This is a genomic window from Caballeronia udeis (assembly GCF_044909315.1).
Lineage (GTDB): Bacteria > Pseudomonadota > Gammaproteobacteria > Burkholderiales > Burkholderiaceae > Caballeronia > Caballeronia udeis_A.
In genome coordinates this window covers 16,673-37,125 of sequence record NZ_JBIYEB010000045.1, presented here as the reverse complement: position 1 = coordinate 37,125, position 20,453 = coordinate 16,673, and the positions used below count along the sequence as shown (strand labels likewise).

The following is a 20,453-nucleotide window of genomic DNA, read 5'->3' as shown; positions in this document are numbered from 1 at the left end:
TCAGGGGGCGATCGCCGCGCCTGTCCATCCCCCGGATTGAACCAGCTCCGTCGCCGTCTCAACAAGGACGATGCGAGCTGCGTGTCCCGCTGGCGACAACTCGTCATCTGAGAGACTTGCCAGATGGCTCGAACGATGGAAGTCCTCGTCAATGACTTCTCTCGCGAGAAACCTCGGATCGGTATGCCTCGCGAGCGCGGCGCCCGGTTGCACCGTGAAGCCAAAGCCATCTCCAACGGCCTCCATCAACATCGCCAGTCCGTCAATTTCGGCCACTACGTTCGGCTTGCGTCCAATCCGCGCGAAGGCCTCGTCGATCAATGAACGAAGGCGGTGCGAATTGCTGGGGAGGACGAGGGGTAGGGAACCCAAATTCACCAGAGAGAGGGGTTCATCACGTGGAGGTAGCTCCGAATGACTGGCGCCGATTACATAGAGCCGTTCCGTGAGCAGGCGGGTGACACTGAAGTGCTGCGTGCGAGTTACATCGTACAAAACGGCGAGGTCAATCTGGCGAGAGGCCAGCATTGAATTCAACGAACCTGACAGGCTCTCGACAACCCGTAGCCGAATATCGGGGTACCGGCTCCGCATCGCCCGCATGAAGGGCAGGCCTAACACGCCCGCCACGCTAGGGGTTAGTCCCATGCTGCCGTGCCCCGACAGTCGTGCGCGCTGCGCGGCCCTGGCCGCTTCGTCCGCATGCCGGAGAGCCAGCTGCGCCTGTTGAAAAAAAGCGAGTCCCGCGCTTGTCGGCCGTACTCCCGCCTTTGTTCGCTGAAGCAATCGGGTAGAAAGTTCGTTCTCCAGCTTTCGGGTCTTGCCCCTGACCCTATTCGCATGCGGGGCTACGATAGCGTTACCTCGCACATGAAGCAGCTCTATCAAATTCTCTTCGGAGCGAGGTATCTAGATGATCTGATCGCCGTCGGTGCGGAAAGCATCAGCGTGCGTCTTTGCTCGCGTGCAAGATGCACGAAATCGTTTCTTACACGGCGACCCCGAAGCTCTTTCGGTTGCGCTCGTTGAGGCGGTGATACGCAATTTGAAAATCGAGCACGACGCCTGGATTGCTGTTTTCAACCGACGCGTGTCAATGATGATGCCACCGCGCTGAGTCGTAACTCAAGACGGGTTACCCCGCCGATTGCAACCATTTCGCGCCGTGCAACAAGAGCTTGTTGCTCCAAGTGCTCGCGCAAAATCCGCCGTAAATGCTCGGCCCACCTGTGCCCGTGAGCAGCGGTTATATGGTAGTTCGAGGATTCGAGGGGCCATGCTAAAACCCGCGAATGGATGCGGATACATTGAATCTAATTCAAATCAAAGTCTCGCCCAGATCTTCGCAGCATTCTTCTCTATTCTCGCGTCTGGATAGAATTCACTCCCTGTTCGACAAGTGTGTTCGCAACGTTCACGTTCGACAGTGCGCACTGCGATTTCCTTATTCCAGAACCGACGAAGGAGGCCGTCTGAGGGCACGGGGATGGGAAAGTACACGCGTTAGTACACGAACCAAAAACTTCTGCGCCAGCGGCTTGACAGACAACCGTGACAAAGACGCGTTTACCTCTTCGGATGATCGACATTAACACGGAAGAACAACGCGCCCGTGAACACCCCTCCCGGCGATGCGTTTCTTCAACACATGCCACCAAGCAAACGCGCTTTCAATGAAACCAGCGCAAAATAAGCCTTTTGAGAGGGACCCAACGTCCCTTTAGCGAGTGCGTTTTGCTAAAATTCGGGCACTCATCTGGAGAAACATCATGAAGCCGCTTCAATCTGTCGCCATCGCGGCCATTCTCGCCGCAGCCAGCATGGGCGCATACGCGCAACCGGCCCCCGCGACGGATGAGCCTCCGGCGCACGTCATGTCGCCTGAAGAGAATGCCGGGCTGCCGGACCTGAAGGCCATCAACCGGCCCGCCGCGCAAGTCACCTCGAAGGTCGAGATTTCGCCGCCGCGCCTGCCGAGCTACCATGAACAAAGCACGAACGGCACCGAAATCACGGAATACCGCGACAAAGGCAAGCCGGTTGAAATCGACGTGCGCTCGAATTTCGGCACGCGCTACCAGATGAGCGCACCGGCCGACACGTCACCCACTGTGCGCGACAACGGCAAGCCCAGCACGCGCCTGCCTTCCTGGAACCTGACGTACTGAGCCTTTATGAAGGCTCGCTGAGCGCTTATCGGGCGATTATCGAGTACTTGATAAGCGTTCACCGAAGCCTTGACCGCTGCCCGTTTTCATCCGCTGAGCTTAAGCGCTGCGCCGCCGTGTCACGGTGGCACTACGCCTGACTGACATACCCGTCGGTCATCCTGCATGTTCAACCTCACCGACGCTCTCCCGCATGGCCGTATTCACCGCTGTCACCGATTCCCAGCTCACCGACTGGCTGCAACATTACGAACTCGGCGAAGCCGTCGATTTCCGTGGCATTGCATCCGGTATCGAGAACAGCAACTTCTTCCTGACGACCACACGCGGCGAGTATGTGCTGACGATCTTCGAGAATCTCACGGCCACGCAACTGCCGTTTTATCTCGATTTGATGCGCCATCTGGCGTCCCACGCCGTGCCGGTGCCGGACCCCATGCCGCGTCGCGACGGCGCGCTTTTCGGTACGCTGAACGGCAAGCCGGCGGCAATCGTCACCAAGCTGGACGGCGCGCCGGAACTGGCGCCGGGCGCTTTGCACTGCATCGAAGTGGGTCAGATGCTGGCGCGGCTTCATTTGGCCGGCCGCGATTTCCCAATGTATCAGCCGAACTTGCGCAGCCTCGCGTGGTGGCAGGAGAACGTGCCCGCCGTGCTGTCGCATTTGAGCGACGCACAGCGCGAGCTGATCACCAGCGAACTCGCTCATCAGGCGGCGTTTTTTGCATCGGACGAGTACCGGTTATTGCCGGAAGGCCCGTGCCATTGCGACCTGTTCCGCGACAACGTACTGTTCGCGCATCCGACGGCGGATGAAACGCGGCTCGGTGGCTTTTTCGACTTCTATTTCGCCGGCAACGACAAATGGCTCTTCGACGTCGCCGTCTGTGTGAACGACTGGTGCGTCGATCTGGCAACCGGCGCGCTGGATAATGCGCGGGTCGACGCGTTGTTGCGCGCCTATCAGACAGTGCGGCCGTTCACGCCGCCCGAGGCGCATCACTGGAACGACATGCTGCGCGCGGGTGCGTTGCGCTTCTGGGTGTCACGTCTTTACGATTTTTACCGGCCACGCGAAGCCGAGATGTTAAAACCGCACGATCCCGGCCATTTCGAACGCATTTTGCGCGAGCGCATCAAAGTTGCGCTTCCTCCCGTTCACGGTAATTAATCAATGCAATTGATCGAAGTCCCGGCCAAAACCGGCTATGTGTGGTTCCGTCAGGGTATCTGGCTGTTTCGCCGGAATCCGCTCGCGTTTCTCACGGTGTTCTTCGCCTATCTGTTCGCCATGACGCTGATCTCGCGGCTGCCGCTGATCGGCCCGGTGCTGCCGCTGCTGCTGATTCCCGGCGTGGCCGTGGGGTTCATGGCGGCTTGCCGCAACACCATCGCGAAGAAGCCGGTCTGGCCGACGGTGCTCATCGAAGGATTTCGTGCTTATGGGCAGATCGTCGCGCGCCGCCTGCTCGTGCTGGGCGTGATCTATGTGGCCGCGATGGGCCTGATCTTCGCCGCGTCGGCGCTGGCGGACGGCGGGCTGCTGCTGGACATGATGCTCGGCAATGGCCCCGCCGTCGACCCGGAAACCGTGGCGGCAAGCTTCAATCCGCTCGCGGTGCTCGTCGCCATGATCTGTTACCTGCCGGTCGCCATGCTGTTCTGGTTCGCGCCCATCCTGGTCGCGTGGCACGACGTCCCGCCGGTGAAAGCGCTGTTTTTCAGCTTCGTCAGTTGCTGGCGTAATCGCGGCGCGTTCGTTATCTACGGCGTATTGTGGATTGGCATTGCGATCGCGGTGTCGTTCGGGCTCAGCGCGCTGATGCAGGTGCTCGGCGCCGCGCAGGAAATGGCGCTCGCGGTGTTGATGCCGGCGTCCATCCTCGTCACGACCGCGTTGTATTGCTCGTTTTACGCGACGTATCGCGGCTGTTTCGGCGTGCAATCGGAAGATTCACCTGACATTCCGGATCCGTCCGAACCGCCGGTATAAGCCTTTGCCAGTAAGCAGGTCCAATCAACGCCGATGACTGCTTAGTCATCGGCGTTTTGGTTTGTCGCGTGTCGCGGCGTGGATACATCACTTCCTTAGTGCGATAAATATTTGCGTACACTATCGTCATATCTCGTTTTAACGTGCCCAAGGCGCGACAGCCATGACCTCTTCCCCGCAATTCCCGCTCGAACTTGACGCCCAGCTTTGCTTCGCGCTGTACTCGACCTCGCTCGCGATGACCAAGACGTACAAACCGATGCTGGACAAGGTCGGGCTGACCTATCCGCAATATCTGACCATGCTGGTGCTGTGGGAAAGCGACGGCCTGACGGTCAAGCAGATGGCCGAACGGCTGAGCCTTGATTCGGCCACCATGACCCCACTGCTCAAGCGTCTCGAAACGCAGGGGTACGTCAAGCGCGTGCGGGGTGTTGAAGACGAGCGGCAGGTGTATATCCATCTGACCGACGCCGGCCGCGAACTGAAGAAGGCCATCCGCGATATTCCCGGCGTGATCTACTGCGCAGCCGGTTCGGACGCCGACCGGCTCATCAAGTTGCGCGACGATCTGGTGCGACTGCGCGCGTCGCTGATTGAATACAACGAAACCTGAAACCCTTCGATAGTCACAATCAATCATTCGCCCGTCAATTTAGTTTGCACACAAACTATTAGTGCGATATATTTAATTCCGTTGGCACCGCATGACGTAACTTGGAACTGCAGTCCCTCTTTCTGCCGCCAAGCGGCAACTATCGAACAGGAGAACATCATGAGCATTCTTTACACAGCAACGGCAACGAGCACGGGCGGCCGCGACGGCCGGGCAGTATCGTCGGATGAAAACCTGGATGTGAAATTGAGCGCGCCGAAGGCATTGGGCGGTTCGGGCGCAGCCGGCACGAACCCGGAACAGCTGTTTGCCGCTGGCTATTCGGCGTGCTTCCTGAGCGCGATGAAGTTTGTGGCCGGTCAGCAAAAGAAAGCGATTCCCACCGACACGACCGTCACCGCTGACGTAGGCGTGGGTCCTAACGATAAAGGCGGCTTCGCGCTTGACGTTGAATTGCGCGTTTCATTGCCGGGACTGGACGCGGCGGAAGCGCAAAAGCTGGTAGAGACGGCCCATCAGGTGTGCCCCTACTCGAACGCGACGCGCAATAACGTAGACGTGCGCGTCAAGCTGGTCTGAGCCAGGGTGCCTGGCGCTGGGCGGCGCAAAGAGCCCGCCCCTGTCGCTCGAGCAATCCGCAGACGCAAAAATGCCGGCCTTCGTGGCCGGCATTTTTTTGCTTCGACAACACCGATTTCGGCGTGACGAATCCTGCTTGTCCTTCTATCGACCGTCGAACTACCGCAGAATTACTGTGCGAGCCACGCGGGATGACGCGACGAAGCGCGACGATCCAGCTTCTGCATGCGGTATTCGAGGTCGTAAATGTCAGTGGCTTCGGCCAGATAAGCGTCGTTACGCTCCTTGTCACGCTGGTCGGCGGATTTCGTCAGGAACAGGAAGAGGCGGCTGAGCAGATACATGATGAACCTCGCTTGGATGATTAGGGTAAGTACCTAGTGCTTTGAACGAAGTATAGGGTAACCCCTAATCAAATGCTAGCGCTCAAAAAGAATCTCGTTGATACGAAAAACTTTTTTACAACACTCGAGGCTAAACCAGGGTCTCATCGCGCACGGCCGTTTGCACACGGCGCTGGTATTTGAAGAATTCCCACAGCATGGCCGATGCGTCCGGGCCTTTGGCCGAATGGAACTGCACGGTGTCGTCACCGCCGCTCCAGGCATGACCCAGCCCGCGCACGATGCAGGTCTTGACTACGCGCCGGCCGCCCTTGACGTAGTCCGTCACCGTGCTGTCGGCGTACTTTTCCTCACGGCGTTCGCCGCTGCGCCAGGCGCCGTTTGCATCGATAAACCGGTTCAGGCGCAGGAATTCCGTTGTCAATTGCTCGGCATTGGTCTTCGATACAACCGAATCCAACTCGCCGTGTACGATCATGGCCGGCATGCCGGGGTAATCGGCAACGTCGACCGCGCCGTCGATCAAGCCGACCGGGTCGCTGCGGCTACCGCGCCGCATGGCGTCCATTGCATCGATTGCGGAGTGCGCGTCGCCGAAGACCACGCCTGAGTGCAATCCGACAGCCGCGAACAGCGACGGATATTTGACGGCGAGCATGGCTGCGAGCCCCGCACCGGCGGACATGCCGGCCAGATAGATGCGCTCGGAGTCGAAATGGTGGCGCTCGACCACCTCGCGCACGAGAGAAACAACCGCCGCCGCCTCGCCGCCGCCTGAACTGGCGGAATCTTCATACCAGTGCCAGCAGCGGTGAACGTGGGCAGTTTTCGATTGCTCGGGGTAGAGCACGGCAAATCCAAAGCGGTCGGCCAGCAAATTGATGCGTGTGCCTTGCGCAAACTCGTCAGCCGATTGCTGACAGCCGTGCATCATGACGACCAGCGGCATGTCCGCGAGGGATGCGCCGGTAGGCAGATACAACGCGTAAGCCAGGTGATTGACGAAGCGGCCGGCTGTTGGCGGAGCTGAGTGAAACGACCGGGTCCACTTGCCCGCCGCCCACGCCGAAGCGCGCGGCCGTACCCGCGACTCGCGGACAACACGCGGCTTGGCTGAGATTTTCGGTTTCGCCGCAGGCGATTTGGCCGTCTTGGCGCGCACAGGCTGCGCCGAAGCGCGCGTTTTCGGCGCTCGGGGCGGAGCGATCTGCGTCGCTACAAGGCGTTTCAAGCCTCGTAGCCAGAGTTTTGTCAGGCTTTTTGGCATCGAATAATAGTCCGCACAGGGGGAATGGATCCGCCAAACCCCGGTGGGGATGACGAATGTTGTGCAGTGCACAATAGCATTTATTCCGGGAACGTGTGTGCGCTACAGAATTTCACATTGCGTCACTTTGCCGTCATATACGCGTCTGTTACCGTACGTTGCGGTAAATTGTTTCGAATTCGTGGTTTATTTTTAGATTTCCTCTAAAAATTTCGGAACCCGTCTGACAGGTATACTGTGGTTTTTCCCCGCTCTGCAGAATCAACCTTCATGCCCGACTTGCCGCTTTCGCTTTGGCTCTCCATTACCGCGCTCGGCAGCGTTGGCGTCATGATTCCGCTCGCGCTCGCCGTTGCAGCATGGCTGGCGCTTGGTTATCCATGGCGTTACGCCGCCTGCTGGCTTGCCGTGCTCGGCGCTGCCAGTGGGCTGGTGTTGCTGACGAAAATCGCGTTCATGGGTTGGGGAGTGGGCGTGCGCGACCTGGATTTCACCGGCATCAGCGGTCATGCAATGGTGTCGTCGGCGGTATTGCCAGTGGCGTTGTTCGTCGCGTGTTTGCCGGGCCCTCGGTGGGTGCGCGCGTTCGGGGTGTCGGCGGGCGTGCTGATCGGGATCGTGGTCGGCGTGTCGCGGATCTTGCTGAATGCCCATTCGGTGTCGGAAGTGGTGACAGGATGCGGAGTCGGCGCACTCGCCGCGCTGGTGTTCGTGGCGTTCGCCTGGCGCGCGGAACCGGGCAAGTTGGCGGCGGCGCCGGTTGCCGTGAGTCTGGCAATGATCGCCATCACGCTGCATGGCATTTCGGTGCCAACACAACGCTGGATCACGGATATCGCCCTGCATTTGTCAGGCCGGGAGCAGCCCTATATTCGCGCCCGATGGAAAGCGGGACGCTATGACAAGCCCGTTGCACCGCCGGCTCAACATATTGACGTGAGATTTTCGGGGACGTCGGAATCGTAAAGGGGCGTTCGCATTCTTTTCGGGAACGAACAGCCTACCGTTATAGCCACAACTATATTACGATACGCTTTCCATTCCCTGCGACTTGTCCACCGTGCTCACTCTCAAACACTCGCTGATTTGCAGCTGTCTTCACGTTCACGCTGCAATCCTCCGCCCACGCCGATGAAATCGTCGTCTCCGCCGCAGCAAGCCTGACCAATGCGTTCAAAGCTATCGGCGATGCTTATGAGAAACAGCATCCCGGCACGAAAGTCCTGATGAACTTCGGCGCCTCCGACGTGTTGATGCAGCAAATCGTGAAAGGCGCTCCCGCCGATGTATTCGCCTCCGCCGATCAAAAAGCCATGGACAAGGCTATCGGCGAGAAGGTTATCGCGACTGATTCGCGCCGGGACTTTGCTGCAAACTCGCTCGTGCTGATCGTGCCGAAAGACAGCAGCTTCGCACCCGCCAGTGTCAAGGACCTTACCGCCGCTAGCGTGAAACGCGTGGCGTACGGCGACCCGGCATCGGTGCCGGTCGGCCGCTATACAGAAGGCGCGCTCAAGGAAGCCGGCGTATGGGCCGCGGTCAGCGCCAAAGGCGTGCTCGCGGCCAACGTGCGCCAAAGCCTGGACTACGTGGCGCGCGGCGAAGTGGATGCCGGCTTCGTATTCAGCACCGACGCCGCCGTGATGCCCGATCGCGTGAAAGTGGCGCTGAGCGTGCCGACGCAAACATCGATTACCTACCCCATCGCCCAGGTGGCGCAAAGCAAACACGCCGCCGATGCCCAGCAGTTCATCGCGTACGTGTTGTCGCCGGACGGTCAGAAGACGCTCGCGCAATTCGGCTTCAAACCGCCGGCGAAATAACGATAACGCGGCTCTATAAGACGTAGAAACATGGACCAGGCGTGGATCTCACTGCTGTTGTCGCTGAAAGTGGCTGGATGGGCGACAGCAATCGATGTCGTGCTCGGCGTTGCGGTGGCATTCGGTTTGTCGCGCTGGCGTTCGGCGGCGCGTGAGCTCGTCGACTCGTTGCTGACGCTGCCGCTGGTCATGCCGCCCACCGTGCTCGGTTATTACCTGCTCGTGCTGCTGGGCCGGCGCGGCGTGATCGGGGCATGGCTCGACAAGTTCGACATCCAGTTGGTGTTCACGTGGCAAGGCGCGGTGATTGCGTCCGCCGTAGTCGCATTTCCGCTCGTGCTGAAGTCGGCGCGTACCGCATTTGAAACCGTCGATCCGCAATTCGAACGCGCTGCACGCACGCTCGGCATCAGTGAAGCTGCCGTGTTCTTTCGCGTGACGCTGCCGCTCGCCGCGCGCGGCATCCTGGCCGGTGCGCTGCTCGCGTTTGCGCGGGCGCTGGGAGAGTTTGGCGCCACGCTGATGATCGCGGGGAACCTGCCGGGCAGGACGCAGACACTTTCGGTCGCGGTGTACGCGGCAGTCCAGGCCGGTGAGGACAGCACCGCAAACATTCTCGTGATCGTGACCTCGGTCACGTGCGTGGTCATCCTGCTCGCCGCCGGAAGGCTGCTGCCGCAGCGCTCCACGGCATCGGTGCGTTAAACGTGTCCCCCACGACCGCCCTGACCGTCCGCCTGCGCAAGCATTTCGTCACGCCCGAGCGCGATTTCATGCTCGATATTGCGTTTCGTTCGACCAGCCAGCGCATCGTGCTGTTCGGCTCGTCGGGAGCAGGCAAAAGTCTGACGCTGCAAACCATCGCAGGTCTGCTTACGCCGGACGAGGGCGAGATCGTACTGAATGAAACCACGCTGCTGGATACAGCCAACGCTATTGACCTGAGTCCGCAAGCGCGGCGGATTGCGTACCTGTTCCAGGACTACGCACTGTTCCCGCACCTGAACGTGCGCCAGAACATTGCCTTCGGCCTGAAGCGCGGCTGGTGGAATCCGTCGAAGCACGTGGCTCACGCCGATGTGGACTACTGGCTGAGGGCATTCGATCTGACCCAGGTCGCGCGGCAATTCCCGGCGCAATTGTCGGGTGGGCAAAAGCAACGCGTTGCGTTGGCGCGCGCGCTGGTTCCGCATCCGCAATTGCTGTTGCTCGACGAGCCTTTTTCAGCGCTCGACATGGCCCTGCGCCAGCGCATGCGCCAGGAACTGGCCGACCTTCAAAGCCGCCTGGACATTCCGATGGTGCTCATCACGCACGATCCCGACGACGTCGCCATGTTCGGCGATCAGGTCGTGAATTTGCGAGAAGGCCTCGTGCAGCCGGACGATGCGCTCAATGCCCTTAGTCCGTCACGCCAAGAATCACGCTCGACGCCTTGAACGCCGCGATAGCGGCCTGGCCTTCCACGAGACCGAGCGTTGCGACGCTCTCGTTGGTAATGATGGCCGTGACCGTGGTGGCGTCGTCCAGCGCCAGCGATACCTCCGCGTTCACCGCGCCCGGCGTCACGCTGGACACCTTGCCGCGCAACTGGTTTCGCGCCGAGATCCGCACGGGTGCGGCGGACTCCTTGCCTTCGTCGACCATCAGCATCACCCACGACGCCTTCACGAGCGCGAACGCCTCGACGCCCTCCTTGAGACCGAGCGACCCGGTGCTTTCATGCGTGACCACGGCGACTATCGACTGACCGCCGGGCAACGCGAGTTCGACTTCGTCGTTGACGGAACCGCGTGTGATTTTGCTGACCGTGCCGAACAGCTGGTTGCGTGCGCTTGTCTTCATTCCGATTCGTCCAATAAGCCGCCAGTCCTGCGCGAAACCTTCAATAGCCGCGCCCGCCCGTTCGAGAAAGGCCTGGTGCTCCCGTTCGATAACCCGATAGGTATCGATCAGTCTCAGCGCCTTCGCCGTCAACGTGGTCCCGCCGCCGCCCTTGCCGCCCGTGGCACGCACGACGAGAGAGGTGCCGGCGAGGTTGTTCATCGTGTCGATGGCGTCCCACGCCGCCTTGTAACTCATGCCGACGGCCTTCGCCGCGCCGGTGATCGAACCGGTTTGCTGGATGGCCGCGAGCAACGCGATGCGCGCCGCGCCGCCGAGCGTAGCCTCCCCGCTGCGAAGCCAGACTGAACCAGCCACTTCGATAGCATCGTGCGGTGTACTACGGGATTCGTCGGTCATGGGGCGAGCGCGGAGCGGTGCGATAAGAGAGTGCGACGATTATATCGATGCATTCACTCACTTGATCCGTGGCGGTTTTATCTTGCGGAGGATCCGCTCGCCTTCCACCGCGCTCATCCGTTGCGCGTTGACGGCAAACCCCTTCGCCAAACCCTTCTGGAACTCGCCGGCTTCGTCCAGATCGGCCAGGCGCTGAGCGGCCACGGCAGCGTCGTTGCCTTCGCCCAGCACGCTTTGCAAATTCCCCAAGGCCTCTTCCACTTCCTTATAGGTCTTCCTGGTGAGCAACGAGGCGAAGAATTCGAGCGCGTAACGCAAGCGCTTGGCGTGAATCCGCACTTTGTGCCGCGTGGACGGATCAAGCGTGGTGAGATCGGGTGCACGCTCGATCTTCCGATAATGCTTCGTGATGCACTTCTGCACATACGCGGCGAGCGTCTGGTCCGCCTGATCCGGAGGCGCTTCGAGCGTGCTGAACCACTCGACGAACGACAGCGCCAGCCGGGCGTAGCGCGAGGAATTCATCGCGTCCCGCAGGCGCTGCCGGGCGGCGGCGCGGTTGGTATCGGCGGCGCTTTGCGTCGGTGTCCACGCGTCCTTGTGCTGCGGGTCATCGGATGCCGCGTACGCGGTGAGCGTGGTGTCGGTGAAGACGTCCCAGTCGCGGGCATCGCCCAGCAAGTCGCCGAACCATTTCAGGTCCGGCGCGATCTGAGTAGTCCAGGTGTCGCCGACCCATTCAGGGAAAAGCTTGAGCGCCGTCTTCAGGCGGCGCTGCGCCACCCGCAACTGATGCACGTGTTCCACCTCGAGCCCGCCGCGCGATGCGGCGTCGTTGCCGAACCATTGCGCCGCAACCGACTTGCCGATCTCGACGAAGGCATCAGTCGGACTGGCGTTTTTCGGCAACTTCAGCTTGCGGGCCTTGACCGGCTCGCGCAGGGTGTTGTCGATAGCGATCGGCACGATCAGGAACGGCAGCGTCTCCACAATCTCATGCGCGGTCGCGAATAGCGCCTCGCGCGCGTCGGGAACGGCCATCAGCGTCAGCATTGCCGGGCGACCCGCATCGAGCCGCAGCGTGGCGCGCACATGCACACCGGTATCCATCTCGCCGGGCGTATCCCACTCGACGATCGCCGTCTCGGTGGCCTCGCTCAAGGTAAAGCTGGCATCGTCGAGCAGGGTCTTCAGATCGCTCAGCGCTGCTTCCGACTTGATCCACGCATGCAGCGTGTCAAACGGCCCTGCCTCGGTTTCAATCCGCCGGACCAGCGGCCAGCCACGGTGCGATGCAACGAAAACCCGGTGGTCATCGTGCGCCTCGATCGTGACTTCCCACTCCGCCAGATTTGTCCCGGCTTTGCGCGATCGCAGCATGAAATCCGTCCGGCGCGCCATCGCGAACCGGCTTAGTCGCGCGAGCGCTTCGTCCGGCGGGCCATTCGGTGCATCAAGGGAAACCATCCTCAACTCGACGAGTTGCAACATAACCTCTCCATCATGAGCGGCGCCCCTGGCCGGGCGGCAAGCCGCAAACCGCTACTTCAGTTCAGACGAATTTCAATCCTTTCAAATGTCATCAAAACGCCATAAAGCCTGTGCAAACATGGCTCACGCCGTAGCCAGAAGCAACGCCTTGCCTGCGTCTCGTCTGTGTCTCGTCTGTATCTCTTTACGCCTGAATCCCCTTCCGTACACGCGCAGCCTCTAGCTCAAAGGACGTTCCATGCCTGACTTGACTCTACCCGACAGTAACGACAGCAACGGACCCCGATCGCTCGGACGCCGGCTGAGCATGCCTATATTCCTGGTCGTGATTGGCATTGGCATTATCTATTGCGTGACGCATCTGGTGCAGGACCTGGAGTCGGTCCGGCAGTCTTCAATACTGCCGTACGTCCTGCTCGGCGTCGCATTGATGATCGCGCTTGGGTTCGAATTCGTAAATGGCTTCCACGATACGGCAAATGCCGTCGCCACCGTCATCTACACGCATTCGCTCGCGCCGAACCTCGCCGTCGTCTGGTCGGGCATATGGAATTTCGCCGGCGTGCTGGTATCGAGCGGCGCCGTGGCGTTCGGCATCCTGCAGCTGCTGCCGGTCGAACTGATCCTTGGCGTGGGCACGTCGCAGGGTTTCGCGATGGTCTTCGCGCTGCTGATCGCCGCGATCATCTGGAATCTCGGCACCTGGGCGCTCGGTATTCCGTCGTCGAGCTCCCATACGCTGATCGGCTCGGTGATCGGCGTCGGGTTGATGAACCAGATGATGCACGGCCCGTCGGGAACCTCGGGCGTTGACTGGGGCCAGGCGCTTGCGGTGGGCAAATCGCTGCTGTTCTCGCCGGTGGTCGGTTTCATCCTGGCGGGTTTGCTGCTGTACGTGATGAAGCTCGTGGTGCGCGTACCCGCGCTGTATAAAGAGCCGAAGAAAAACACGCCGCCGCCGTTCTGGATCCGCTGCCTGCTGATCCTGACCTGCACCGGCGTGTCGTTCGCGCACGGTTCCAACGACGGCCAGAAAGGCATGGGCCTCATCATGCTGATCCTGATCGGCACCGTACCGACCGCCTATGCGCTGAACAAGGCCGTCACGCCCGCCGAGACGCAGACCTTCGTGTCGGTGGGCCATCACGCGTCCGAAGTGCTCGGCAAGTACACCAACGGCGCCGCGCCTGCTGCCGATCCGCGCGCAACCGTGCAGCGCTACGTGCAGACCAAGACGGTCGAGCCGGACACGGTGGTCGCACTCAAGCAGCTCACCGATATCATCGACACGCAGGTCGGACCTTCCTCGTCGATGGCGAGCGTGCCGCAGAACATCGTGAACAACGTGCGCAACAACATGTATGTGGCCTCTGAAGCGCTGCGTCTGATGGGCAAGCAAAAAGCGCCCGCTTTCGCCGCCGACGACGCCGCCGTGCTCAAGAACTTCGAAGGCCAGCTCGACCATGCGACCAAGTTCATTCCGACGTGGGTGAAAGTGGCCGTGGCGGTGGCGCTTGGTCTTGGCACGATGGTGGGCTGGAAGCGGATCGTGGTGACGGTCGGCGAACGGATCGGCAAGACCCATTTGACGTATGGACAAGGGGCGTCGGCGGAACTGGTTGCGATGTTGACCATTGGCGCCGCGGATGTCTACGGCCTGCCGGTCAGTACGACCCACGTGCTGTCCTCGGGCGTGGCCGGGACCATGGCGGCGAACGGTTCAGGGCTGCAATGGCGTACCGTGCGCAGCCTCGCGCTTGCATGGATCCTGACCTTGCCGGTCTCGATCGCACTCGCTGCGGGCTTGTTCTGGGTGTTCCGCGGACTCTTCTAGGCGAGTCCTGAACGGCGCTGTTGGCGGGCTTTGCCAAACGCGGTCTCAAGCCCGTTGCACGTTAGAGCGCGAGCGGTTTTTTCAAACCGCTCGCGCACCCGCAGAATTTGCCGACTAGTGAACTGACCCAGTCGGCTTTTTGTCTCTCCCTCGGCTATCCTCCCCGCCCCACATGCTTTCCCGCGATAGGCACAGCGCTTGCTGAATGAAAGCGGCAATCGCGAGGGTATTGGCACTGCGCATACGAAAGTAAGCAAGCGCCGATACTCACGCCGCACTGAGCGCGGCATCGCCATTCACTCTTCAGCAGACTTTAATAATTAAGGGGAAGTGAAATGATCGGAACAATCTTGCTTGTCGTGTTGATCCTGCTGCTACTCGGCGCTTTTCCCTCATGGCCGCACAGCCGTAGCTGGGGATATGGTCCAAGCGGGATCCTGGGCGTGGTGGTAATCATTGTGATCGTGCTGCTGCTCATGGGACGACTGTAGAGTCATAAGCCGACCGGAGTATCAGCCCGCCTGCCAGAAGGTGAACATCCCTTGTGGCGGGCGGTTTTCATTGGCTGCTGACAGATCACAAATACCCGCTAATCAAGGAGTACACATTCATGGATCTCCACCTGGAAGGCAAACTCGCGCTCGTCTCGGGATCGACGAAAGGCATTGGTCTTGCCATTGCCACCGGACTGGCGCGTGAAGGTGCGCGCGTGATCGTGAACGGGCGCAAGCAGGCATCCGTCGATGAAGCCCTCGCGAAGGTTCGGGCCGACGTGCCCGGCGCGAACGTGGAAGGCTTCGCCGGCGATCTCTCTGACGCCGGCCAGATCGACGCACTGGTTGCGCGCTATCCGGCCGTCGATGTACTGGTGAATAACCTCGGAATCTTCGATCTAAAGCCGTTCGAAGACATTCCGGACGACGAATGGCTGCGTTTCTTCAATACCAACGTGATGTCCGGCGTGCGGCTGACACGCGCTTATCTGCCGAAGATGAAAGCGAAGAACTGGGGCCGCGTGGTGTTCATCAGCAGCGAGAGCGGCATCCAGATTCCCGTCGAGATGATTCACTACGGCGTGACGAAGACGGCTCAACTCGGGTTGTCGCGCGGACTTGCTGAACACTGCGCGGGCACGGGCGTGACGGTGAACGCGGTATTGCCCGGGCCGACGCATTCCGACGGTCTCGACGAAATGGCCGCGAAGGGCATGGGCGGCAAATCGTTCGCGGAGTTCGAGAAAGGCTTCTTCGAAACCGCGCGCCCGAGTTCGCTGCTCAAGCGTTTTGCCACGACGGAAGAAGTGGCAAATATGGTGGTGTATGTGTGCTCGGAAGCGGCTTCGGCTACGAATGGCGCCGCGCTTCGAGTGGACGGTGGAGTTGTGCGATCCGCTTTTTAAAAACGATGGCCGCCGCGTAGGGGTCAACGCATTAAACACGCGGAATCAAACGCAGACTCACACGCGCAAGACACGTCCGTCCGGTCCAATCAGCGGCGGCAGGCGCGGCGTTGAGTCCGTCCCTCCGGGCGCCGTTTTCGCGTGCCCCGAATTCGCCGGAGCAGGCGTGAGCGTCGGTGGCGCGATGTTGGTTTTATCGGCGACCTGCTTGACGGCTGGGCCGCTCTTGCGCTTTTTCTTTACCTGCGCAGACTGCACGCCGCGCGGTTTCGCCTTCGATTTATGCATCTGCGCTTCGGGCGGATTCCAGACTTCGACGTATCGCTCAGCCGCAGCAGCCGCAAACGAGCCCAAACCCATGAATCCGGCCAGGACCGCAAGCACGATGTTCGAAGAGAGTGTGGATAAAACAGGTCTCACAGCAAGTGCTCCAGATTGTTCAGTGCCCACCAGCGCGCGAAAGTATAGCGTCCAGTGAACGCTGCGAAGTGTCGAGTTCAAGCAGCGCGCTATCCAGCCGTTGCAGCGCCAACGCGACTGTGCGGCCGTTCGCGTCCAGTTCCGGTTCGTGGCGCGTGGCGTCAAATGCGGCCGAAACCGCACGGGTGGCCTGCACGTAACGCGCGAGCGCGGCCGCTTCAGCAGAAGAATGACTGTTCATGTTTCGTGTCCATGCAAAAGCACTCACCTGTATGAATATACAGTAATGCCACGCGACGGAAAAGCATTCGTGCGGCGATGTTCAGTGTGCACGTAAACCCGCCTGGTTTTAAGTTGCACTTAATTGTCAGAGGGCACATTACAAACGCGAGCTTTTATCGCCGCCGCCAACGGCGGCTTTTAGTCAGGGCTTTCACCGCGAGGACACGTCATGGCCGCCAGCGCATCGTTTCAGAACATCAAGTCCACGATGAAAACCGAACACGCCCTGCCACTGCATGAATGCCGGCTATCCGAGGCAGTGGAGAGACCATGGGGCAAACCGTACCGAATGGTTGAATGGGCGCGCAAAAGCGATCCATGCAGCCAATTGAGCGTCGTGCCGGCAGAATTCACTACATCCGAGATTGCGGAAGTATTGCGCGCTCACGTGTCGGGGCGCCGCTACGGCCCAACGGACTCCGACGCAACCGTCCAGGAATGACACTTCCCGGAGCGAATTAAATATCGTCAGTGGCAGCTTTTTGCTCCGCCGCCACGCAGGCGCAAACACGGACGCAGTGTGTAGTTTCGATTAAAACTTGATATAGTCCACAAATGGACTAATATGTGAATCAAGTTCTTAACGAGACTTTTCGTATGTCACGTGTTCAACGCGTACCGCGTTCCATTCCTTCGCCGCAGCCTTCCATCGCGGACATGTCCGCGGCGGGCTTGCGGGCGTTTTTCAATATCGCGCGCGACTGGGCGCTGTCAGCCGATGAGCAGATCGTCCTGCTCGGCTCTCCCGGGCGGTCCACGTTCTTCAAGTGGAAAGCCACGCCGCAAACGGCGCGTCTCGGGCGAGACACGCTCGAGCGGCTTTCGCTGATTCTCGGCATTTACAAGGCGTTGCAGATCCTGTTGCCGCAAGCTGAAGCCGCGGATGGCTGGATCAAGCGCGCGAATGCCGCACCGCCATTTGGCGGACGGCGCGCGCTAGACCGCATGCTCGCGGGCAACGTGAGCGATCTCGTGGCCGTTCGCCAATATCTTGATGCGATGCGAGGCGGTTGGGCGTGAGCGATCCATCCAATCTGCCGCAAGCTGAAAACGACTGGCACGCTGACTGGCCACACGCCGCCCTCAATTGGTCGCCGGCCTACCGGGTGATTCCCACGCGGTTTCCCGCCGTCAATCTGTTCGACCGGGTTGCGTCACCCCAGGATTTCGATGCTCTTTACGCGCTCGAGGCCATGACCAATGACCGCTTGCGCACGGAAGTGGGCGACCTGGATCTGGTGCCGGTCTCCGAGCGTCAGTTCGGCGCCGGTTACGGCCCGATCATGGCGGCCTTCACCCATCTGAACCCGAACGGCAGCCGTTTCTCCGATGGCAGCTACGGCGTGTTTTATTGCGCGCGCGACCGGCGCACCGCGATTGAGGAAACGCGGTATCACTCGGCGCTGTTTCTGGCGGACACCCAACAAGCGCCGCTGCGTCAGCAAATGCGGCTCTACACCGTGGTGGCGCAAGGCGATGTCATCGATCTATGCAAGGGTCGGCTGGAACAAGCCGCGCTCGATCCGGCGATTCTTTCGCCATCGAGTTACGTCGCGGGGCAGGTGTTGGGGAGGGCTGCGCGGGAAGCGGGCGCACCGGGGATCGCGTATCCGTCGGTGCGGGATGACGGGGGCGAATGCCTCGCCGCTTTCCGCACCACCCTGTTGCGCGATTGCCATCACGCCGCGTATCTGGAATACGAGTGGAATGGCGAGGCGGTGACCAACGTCTTCGAGATGAGCAAGGTCGGCTAGCCACACTAGCCGATAGCCACCGCCGTCGCTGACCGCACGCGCGCGATCCTCTTGGTCGCGGGGCGTGCGGCTGTCGATGCTGCTGTCGATGCGTTTTTCGCTGCAGCGCCCTTCGATACCGCCGCCAGCGCCTCCATCCCGACGTCCTTCGACGAGTTCTTGAGCGCCGCCGCTTTCGCCTTTTGACTGGACCTGGCGAGCAACCGGGCGAGCCGAGGATCAGCCCCGTTCGCTTGTCCCTTACGACTGCGCGCTGCTTCCCGAGCGCGGCGCTTCGCGTCTTTCTGCAGAAAAATGGCAAGCATCGCTTCGTCGGACTTCAGGCCGGAGCGGCGCGAGGGAGGCATTGAACCGGCGAGTTCGCCCGCTTCGAACGCTTCGATCACCGCTGGATGGACATAGCATTTGCGGCACACGGCAGGCGTGTTGCGCAATATCTTCGATACTTCCTTGATCGTGCCGACCACATGCTTGCGCGCTTCCGTCACGGTTTCCCACGCCAGCTTGCGCAGCGCAGCCAGCGCGAACACGCTGCCGGCCCAGGTCCGGTAGTCCTTCGCGGTGAAGTCGGCGCCGGTGATGTCGTGGAGGTAGTCGTTGATATCCGAGGAACTGACGCTGTGGCGTTCGCCGTTTGCATCGAGGTACTGGAACAGGTCGTGACCGGGCAGATCCATACAGCGCTTCACGATCCTGGCAATGCGCGGGTCGCTCACCGAGACATCGTGTTCAATCCCGCTTTTGCCGCGGAACTGAAAACGCAGCGTGCCGGACTTGACGCTCAGGTGTTTCTTGCGCAGGGTGGTCAGTCCGTACGATTTATTGTCGCGCGCGTATTCTTCGCTGCCAACGCGAATCAGCGTGGTGTCCAGAAGCCTGACCACGGTGGCCAGGACCTTGTCGCGGGGCATGCCTTCAAGTTCGAGGTCGCGGGCAACGCGTGCGCGTAATTTCGGCAATACAGCGCTGAACGCCAGCATCCGTTCGTATTTGGTCGCATCGCGGGTTTCGCGCCAGTGCGGATGATATCGATATTGCTTGCGGCCACGGGCATCGCGGCCGGTGGCTTGCAGGTGGCCACGTGAGTCAGGGCAGATCCAGACGTTGGTGTAAGCGGGCGGAATGGCGAGCGCGTTGATGCGCTTGATGTCGGCATCGTCGCAGAGGGGGTTGCCCTGGGTGTTGAAATAGACGAAGGCGCCGTTTTTCCACTCGCGCGTGTAGCCGGGGCGGGAGTCATCGACGTAGCGAAGACCTGGTGGCAGGTCTTCGGGGCAGCCCTTGACATCGCTCTGCGGTTGTTGGTCCTGGGATGCTGTCACTGCGCGCCTCGCTTGAGATCTCGCTCGATTCGAGGGGATCCCAGCAAAGCCCATTCCTACGGTAATGCCAACTCCCGCGCCCCCTCGGCACTTGCCCAACCCTGCTTGACCGACCAGCGCCGCTCCGTGCCGGCCTCGACAATGGTGAGCCGCCCGTCGTCGGTATAAGCGCCCGTGTCGATAAAAATCTGCGACCCGATCTGCTTGATCGCCTTCATGGGCGTGTGGCCGCAATAAGTGGGCGACAACCCCCTCTGCCACGCAGCCTTCCCCGTCCCGAGCGCAAGCGACCTGCCCCACAGCATCTGCTGGCGGACGTCGTCGGGGAAATACGCCACTTCCAGATCCGCGTCGCTGCCGAAAAACTCCGCGTGCAGCACGTTGAACCGCGTCGGACCATCACCGACAATTCGCACCAATGGAACACTCGCCAGCTTCGCGGCAATTGCCTTTAGTTGTTCATCGGGCAGGTTTGCCGCCCACGCGCCGCCGATCGAATACCACATGTGACGCTGCATCTTGCCCGCTGCAACCGCGCACAACGCGTCTTCGTGATTGCCAAGCACGGGGTAAAACCAGGGTTTATCGAGCAGGTCGATTGCTGCCAGCGAATCGCTGCCGCGATCGACCAGATCGCCCACGGAAAACAGGCGATCACGCGAACCATCGAAAGCAATTTCGCTGAGCAGATAACGCAGCGCGTCGACACAGCCGTGCAAATCGCCAACCACGAGGTCACGGCCAACTTTGTTCGCCGGATGCCAGCAAACGACGGGGGAAGTAGAAGCAGTCATGGCAGCAATCTTAATCTTACAAAACGCGCAGTTATGCGCGCCAACTCGCTTTCCAACAAATTATCCATCCACATTCTGGAACGGCCGCTGCCGATGCGCAACACGATCAGCCTTGCACGGCAA

At 60.6% G+C, this 20,453-nt stretch carries 23 protein-coding genes and 1 pseudogene; 15 read left to right on the top strand and 9 right to left on the bottom strand.

What is annotated here, in order from left to right:
• Positions 1-870: a LysR substrate-binding domain-containing protein gene (locus ABH944_RS41025; protein WP_404614551.1), complete on the bottom strand. Its 870-nt coding sequence runs from the start codon at positions 868-870 to the stop codon at positions 1-3.
• Between the two features lie 899 nt (positions 871-1,769).
• Here ABH944_RS41025 and ABH944_RS41020 point away from each other — a divergent pair.
• The 5 genes from ABH944_RS41020 to ABH944_RS41000 all read left to right on the top strand — a co-directional run bounded on the left by ABH944_RS41020 (position 1,770) and on the right by ABH944_RS41000 (position 5,356).
• Positions 1,770-2,168, top strand: coding sequence for a hypothetical protein (locus ABH944_RS41020; RefSeq protein ID WP_404614538.1), 399 nt, complete (start codon positions 1,770-1,772; stop codon positions 2,166-2,168).
• 193 nt (positions 2,169-2,361) lie between these two features.
• Positions 2,362-3,339 carry a homoserine kinase gene (locus ABH944_RS41015; protein WP_404614536.1) on the top strand — a complete coding sequence of 326 codons (978 nt, stop codon included), beginning with the start codon at positions 2,362-2,364 and terminating at the stop codon, positions 3,337-3,339.
• Between the two features lie 3 nt (positions 3,340-3,342).
• Complete coding sequence (locus ABH944_RS41010) at positions 3,343-4,161, top strand: BPSS1780 family membrane protein (RefSeq protein WP_404614534.1); 819 nt, start codon at positions 3,343-3,345, stop codon at positions 4,159-4,161.
• A 163-nt stretch (positions 4,162-4,324) separates the two neighbouring features.
• Complete coding sequence (locus ABH944_RS41005; RefSeq protein ID WP_404614533.1) at positions 4,325-4,777, top strand: MarR family winged helix-turn-helix transcriptional regulator; 453 nt, start codon at positions 4,325-4,327, stop codon at positions 4,775-4,777.
• Positions 4,778-4,936: 159 nt separating this feature from the next.
• A complete protein-coding gene (locus ABH944_RS41000) occupies positions 4,937-5,356 on the top strand; it encodes an organic hydroperoxide resistance protein (RefSeq protein WP_404614531.1) in 420 nt (139 codons plus the stop codon).
• 170 nt (positions 5,357-5,526) lie between these two features.
• Here ABH944_RS41000 and ABH944_RS40995 read toward each other — a convergent pair whose 3' ends face one another.
• Together ABH944_RS40995 and ABH944_RS40990 are read right to left on the bottom strand one after the other, a co-directional pair.
• Positions 5,527-5,700, bottom strand: coding sequence for a DUF3563 family protein (locus ABH944_RS40995; protein WP_404614529.1), 174 nt, complete (start codon positions 5,698-5,700; stop codon positions 5,527-5,529).
• A 130-nt stretch (positions 5,701-5,830) separates the two neighbouring features.
• The gene (locus ABH944_RS40990) at positions 5,831-6,967 is read right to left on the bottom strand and encodes an extracellular catalytic domain type 1 short-chain-length polyhydroxyalkanoate depolymerase (protein ID WP_404614527.1); all 1,137 of its coding nucleotides are present in this window, start codon (positions 6,965-6,967) and stop codon (positions 5,831-5,833) included.
• Positions 6,968-7,237: 270 nt separating this feature from the next.
• Here ABH944_RS40990 and ABH944_RS40985 point away from each other — a divergent pair, with 270 nt between their 5' ends.
• The 4 genes and pseudogenes from ABH944_RS40985 to ABH944_RS40970 all read left to right on the top strand — a co-directional run bounded on the left by ABH944_RS40985 (position 7,238) and on the right by ABH944_RS40970 (position 10,229).
• A complete protein-coding gene (locus ABH944_RS40985; RefSeq protein WP_404614525.1) occupies positions 7,238-7,933 on the top strand; it encodes a phosphatase PAP2 family protein in 696 nt (231 codons plus the stop codon).
• 155 nt (positions 7,934-8,088) lie between these two features.
• Positions 8,089-8,790: pseudogene (gene modA, locus ABH944_RS40980) on the top strand (molybdate ABC transporter substrate-binding protein); the annotation flags it as partial.
• A gap of 30 nt (positions 8,791-8,820) precedes the next feature.
• A complete protein-coding gene (modB, locus tag ABH944_RS40975; protein WP_404614523.1) occupies positions 8,821-9,495 on the top strand; it encodes a molybdate ABC transporter permease subunit in 675 nt (224 codons plus the stop codon).
• A 68-nt stretch (positions 9,496-9,563) separates the two neighbouring features.
• Positions 9,564-10,229, top strand: a complete 666-nt coding sequence (locus tag ABH944_RS40970; RefSeq protein WP_404614549.1) for an ABC transporter ATP-binding protein — start codon at positions 9,564-9,566, stop codon at positions 10,227-10,229.
• Here ABH944_RS40970 and ABH944_RS40965 read toward each other — a convergent pair.
• Positions 10,192-11,034: a TOBE domain-containing protein gene (locus tag ABH944_RS40965; protein WP_404614521.1), complete on the bottom strand. Its 843-nt coding sequence runs from the start codon at positions 11,032-11,034 to the stop codon at positions 10,192-10,194. The genes ABH944_RS40970 and ABH944_RS40965 overlap by 38 nt on opposite strands.
• A gap of 57 nt (positions 11,035-11,091) precedes the next feature.
• Positions 11,092-12,525 (bottom strand): CHAD domain-containing protein, encoded by a 1,434-nt coding sequence (locus ABH944_RS40960; protein WP_404614520.1) that lies wholly within the window; start codon positions 12,523-12,525, stop codon positions 11,092-11,094.
• A gap of 238 nt (positions 12,526-12,763) precedes the next feature.
• On the opposite strand from ABH944_RS40960, the gene ABH944_RS40955 reads away from it, so the two are divergent.
• The 3 genes from ABH944_RS40955 to ABH944_RS40945 all read left to right on the top strand — a co-directional run bounded on the left by ABH944_RS40955 (position 12,764) and on the right by ABH944_RS40945 (position 15,758).
• Positions 12,764-14,359, top strand: a complete 1,596-nt coding sequence (locus ABH944_RS40955) for an inorganic phosphate transporter (RefSeq protein WP_404614518.1) — start codon at positions 12,764-12,766, stop codon at positions 14,357-14,359.
• 335 nt (positions 14,360-14,694) lie between these two features.
• Positions 14,695-14,850 (top strand): DUF3309 family protein, encoded by a 156-nt coding sequence (locus tag ABH944_RS40950; protein ID WP_404614516.1) that lies wholly within the window; start codon positions 14,695-14,697, stop codon positions 14,848-14,850.
• A 119-nt stretch (positions 14,851-14,969) separates the two neighbouring features.
• Complete coding sequence (locus ABH944_RS40945; protein ID WP_404614514.1) at positions 14,970-15,758, top strand: SDR family NAD(P)-dependent oxidoreductase; 789 nt, start codon at positions 14,970-14,972, stop codon at positions 15,756-15,758.
• A gap of 57 nt (positions 15,759-15,815) precedes the next feature.
• Here the strand turns inward: ABH944_RS40945 and ABH944_RS40940 are convergent, their stop codons facing one another.
• Together ABH944_RS40940 and ABH944_RS40935 are read right to left on the bottom strand one after the other, a co-directional pair.
• Positions 15,816-16,178 carry a hypothetical protein gene (locus ABH944_RS40940; protein WP_404614512.1) on the bottom strand — a complete coding sequence of 121 codons (363 nt, stop codon included), beginning with the start codon at positions 16,176-16,178 and terminating at the stop codon, positions 15,816-15,818.
• A gap of 19 nt (positions 16,179-16,197) precedes the next feature.
• The gene (locus ABH944_RS40935; RefSeq protein WP_404614510.1) at positions 16,198-16,419 is read right to left on the bottom strand and encodes a hypothetical protein; all 222 of its coding nucleotides are present in this window, start codon (positions 16,417-16,419) and stop codon (positions 16,198-16,200) included.
• Between the two features lie 210 nt (positions 16,420-16,629).
• On the opposite strand from ABH944_RS40935, the gene ABH944_RS40930 reads away from it, so the two are divergent.
• From ABH944_RS40930 to ABH944_RS40920, 3 genes are all read left to right on the top strand, one after another.
• Positions 16,630-16,902, top strand: coding sequence for a DUF2866 domain-containing protein (locus ABH944_RS40930; protein ID WP_062086264.1), 273 nt, complete (start codon positions 16,630-16,632; stop codon positions 16,900-16,902).
• A 155-nt stretch (positions 16,903-17,057) separates the two neighbouring features.
• Positions 17,058-17,480 carry an MbcA/ParS/Xre antitoxin family protein gene (locus ABH944_RS40925; protein ID WP_404614509.1) on the top strand — a complete coding sequence of 141 codons (423 nt, stop codon included), beginning with the start codon at positions 17,058-17,060 and terminating at the stop codon, positions 17,478-17,480.
• Positions 17,477-18,214, top strand: a complete 738-nt coding sequence (locus ABH944_RS40920; protein ID WP_404614507.1) for an RES family NAD+ phosphorylase — start codon at positions 17,477-17,479, stop codon at positions 18,212-18,214. Before ABH944_RS40925 ends, ABH944_RS40920 begins: the two co-directional genes overlap by 4 nt.
• 5 nt (positions 18,215-18,219) lie before the next feature.
• Here ABH944_RS40920 and ABH944_RS40915 read toward each other — a convergent pair whose 3' ends face one another.
• Both ABH944_RS40915 and ABH944_RS40910 read right to left on the bottom strand, forming a co-directional pair.
• The gene (locus ABH944_RS40915; protein WP_404614505.1) at positions 18,220-19,536 is read right to left on the bottom strand and encodes a DNA topoisomerase IB; all 1,317 of its coding nucleotides are present in this window, start codon (positions 19,534-19,536) and stop codon (positions 18,220-18,222) included.
• Positions 19,537-19,592: 56 nt separating this feature from the next.
• A complete protein-coding gene (locus ABH944_RS40910) occupies positions 19,593-20,330 on the bottom strand; it encodes a metallophosphoesterase (protein WP_062086268.1) in 738 nt (245 codons plus the stop codon).
• Positions 20,331-20,453: the final 123 nt, after the last annotated feature.

Excerpts from the sequence above, each read along its gene's own strand:
- ABH944_RS41020 (WP_404614538.1), top strand. The coding sequence starts at position 1,770 with ATGAAGCCGCTTCAATCTGTCGCCATCGCGGCCATTCTCGCCGCAGCC.
- ABH944_RS41015 (WP_404614536.1), top strand. The coding sequence starts at position 2,362 with ATGGCCGTATTCACCGCTGTCACCGATTCCCAGCTCACCGACTGGCTG.
- ABH944_RS41010 (WP_404614534.1), top strand. The coding sequence starts at position 3,343 with ATGCAATTGATCGAAGTCCCGGCCAAAACCGGCTATGTGTGGTTCCGT.
- ABH944_RS41005 (WP_404614533.1), top strand. The coding sequence starts at position 4,325 with ATGACCTCTTCCCCGCAATTCCCGCTCGAACTTGACGCCCAGCTTTGC.
- ABH944_RS41000 (WP_404614531.1), top strand. The coding sequence starts at position 4,937 with ATGAGCATTCTTTACACAGCAACGGCAACGAGCACGGGCGGCCGCGAC.
- ABH944_RS40995 (WP_404614529.1), bottom strand. The coding sequence starts at position 5,700 with ATGTATCTGCTCAGCCGCCTCTTCCTGTTCCTGACGAAATCCGCCGAC.
- ABH944_RS40990 (WP_404614527.1), bottom strand. The coding sequence starts at position 6,967 with ATGCCAAAAAGCCTGACAAAACTCTGGCTACGAGGCTTGAAACGCCTT.
- ABH944_RS40985 (WP_404614525.1), top strand. The coding sequence starts at position 7,238 with ATGCCCGACTTGCCGCTTTCGCTTTGGCTCTCCATTACCGCGCTCGGC.
- modB (WP_404614523.1), top strand. The coding sequence starts at position 8,821 with ATGGACCAGGCGTGGATCTCACTGCTGTTGTCGCTGAAAGTGGCTGGA.
- ABH944_RS40970 (WP_404614549.1), top strand. The coding sequence starts at position 9,564 with ATGCTCGATATTGCGTTTCGTTCGACCAGCCAGCGCATCGTGCTGTTC.
- ABH944_RS40965 (WP_404614521.1), bottom strand. The coding sequence starts at position 11,034 with ATGACCGACGAATCCCGTAGTACACCGCACGATGCTATCGAAGTGGCT.
- ABH944_RS40960 (WP_404614520.1), bottom strand. The coding sequence starts at position 12,525 with ATGTTGCAACTCGTCGAGTTGAGGATGGTTTCCCTTGATGCACCGAAT.
- ABH944_RS40955 (WP_404614518.1), top strand. The coding sequence starts at position 12,764 with ATGCCTGACTTGACTCTACCCGACAGTAACGACAGCAACGGACCCCGA.
- ABH944_RS40950 (WP_404614516.1), top strand. The coding sequence starts at position 14,695 with ATGATCGGAACAATCTTGCTTGTCGTGTTGATCCTGCTGCTACTCGGC.
- ABH944_RS40945 (WP_404614514.1), top strand. The coding sequence starts at position 14,970 with ATGGATCTCCACCTGGAAGGCAAACTCGCGCTCGTCTCGGGATCGACG.
- ABH944_RS40935 (WP_404614510.1), bottom strand. The coding sequence starts at position 16,419 with ATGAACAGTCATTCTTCTGCTGAAGCGGCCGCGCTCGCGCGTTACGTG.
- ABH944_RS40930 (WP_062086264.1), top strand. The coding sequence starts at position 16,630 with ATGGCCGCCAGCGCATCGTTTCAGAACATCAAGTCCACGATGAAAACC.
- ABH944_RS40925 (WP_404614509.1), top strand. The coding sequence starts at position 17,058 with ATGTCACGTGTTCAACGCGTACCGCGTTCCATTCCTTCGCCGCAGCCT.
- ABH944_RS40910 (WP_062086268.1), bottom strand. The coding sequence starts at position 20,330 with ATGACTGCTTCTACTTCCCCCGTCGTTTGCTGGCATCCGGCGAACAAA.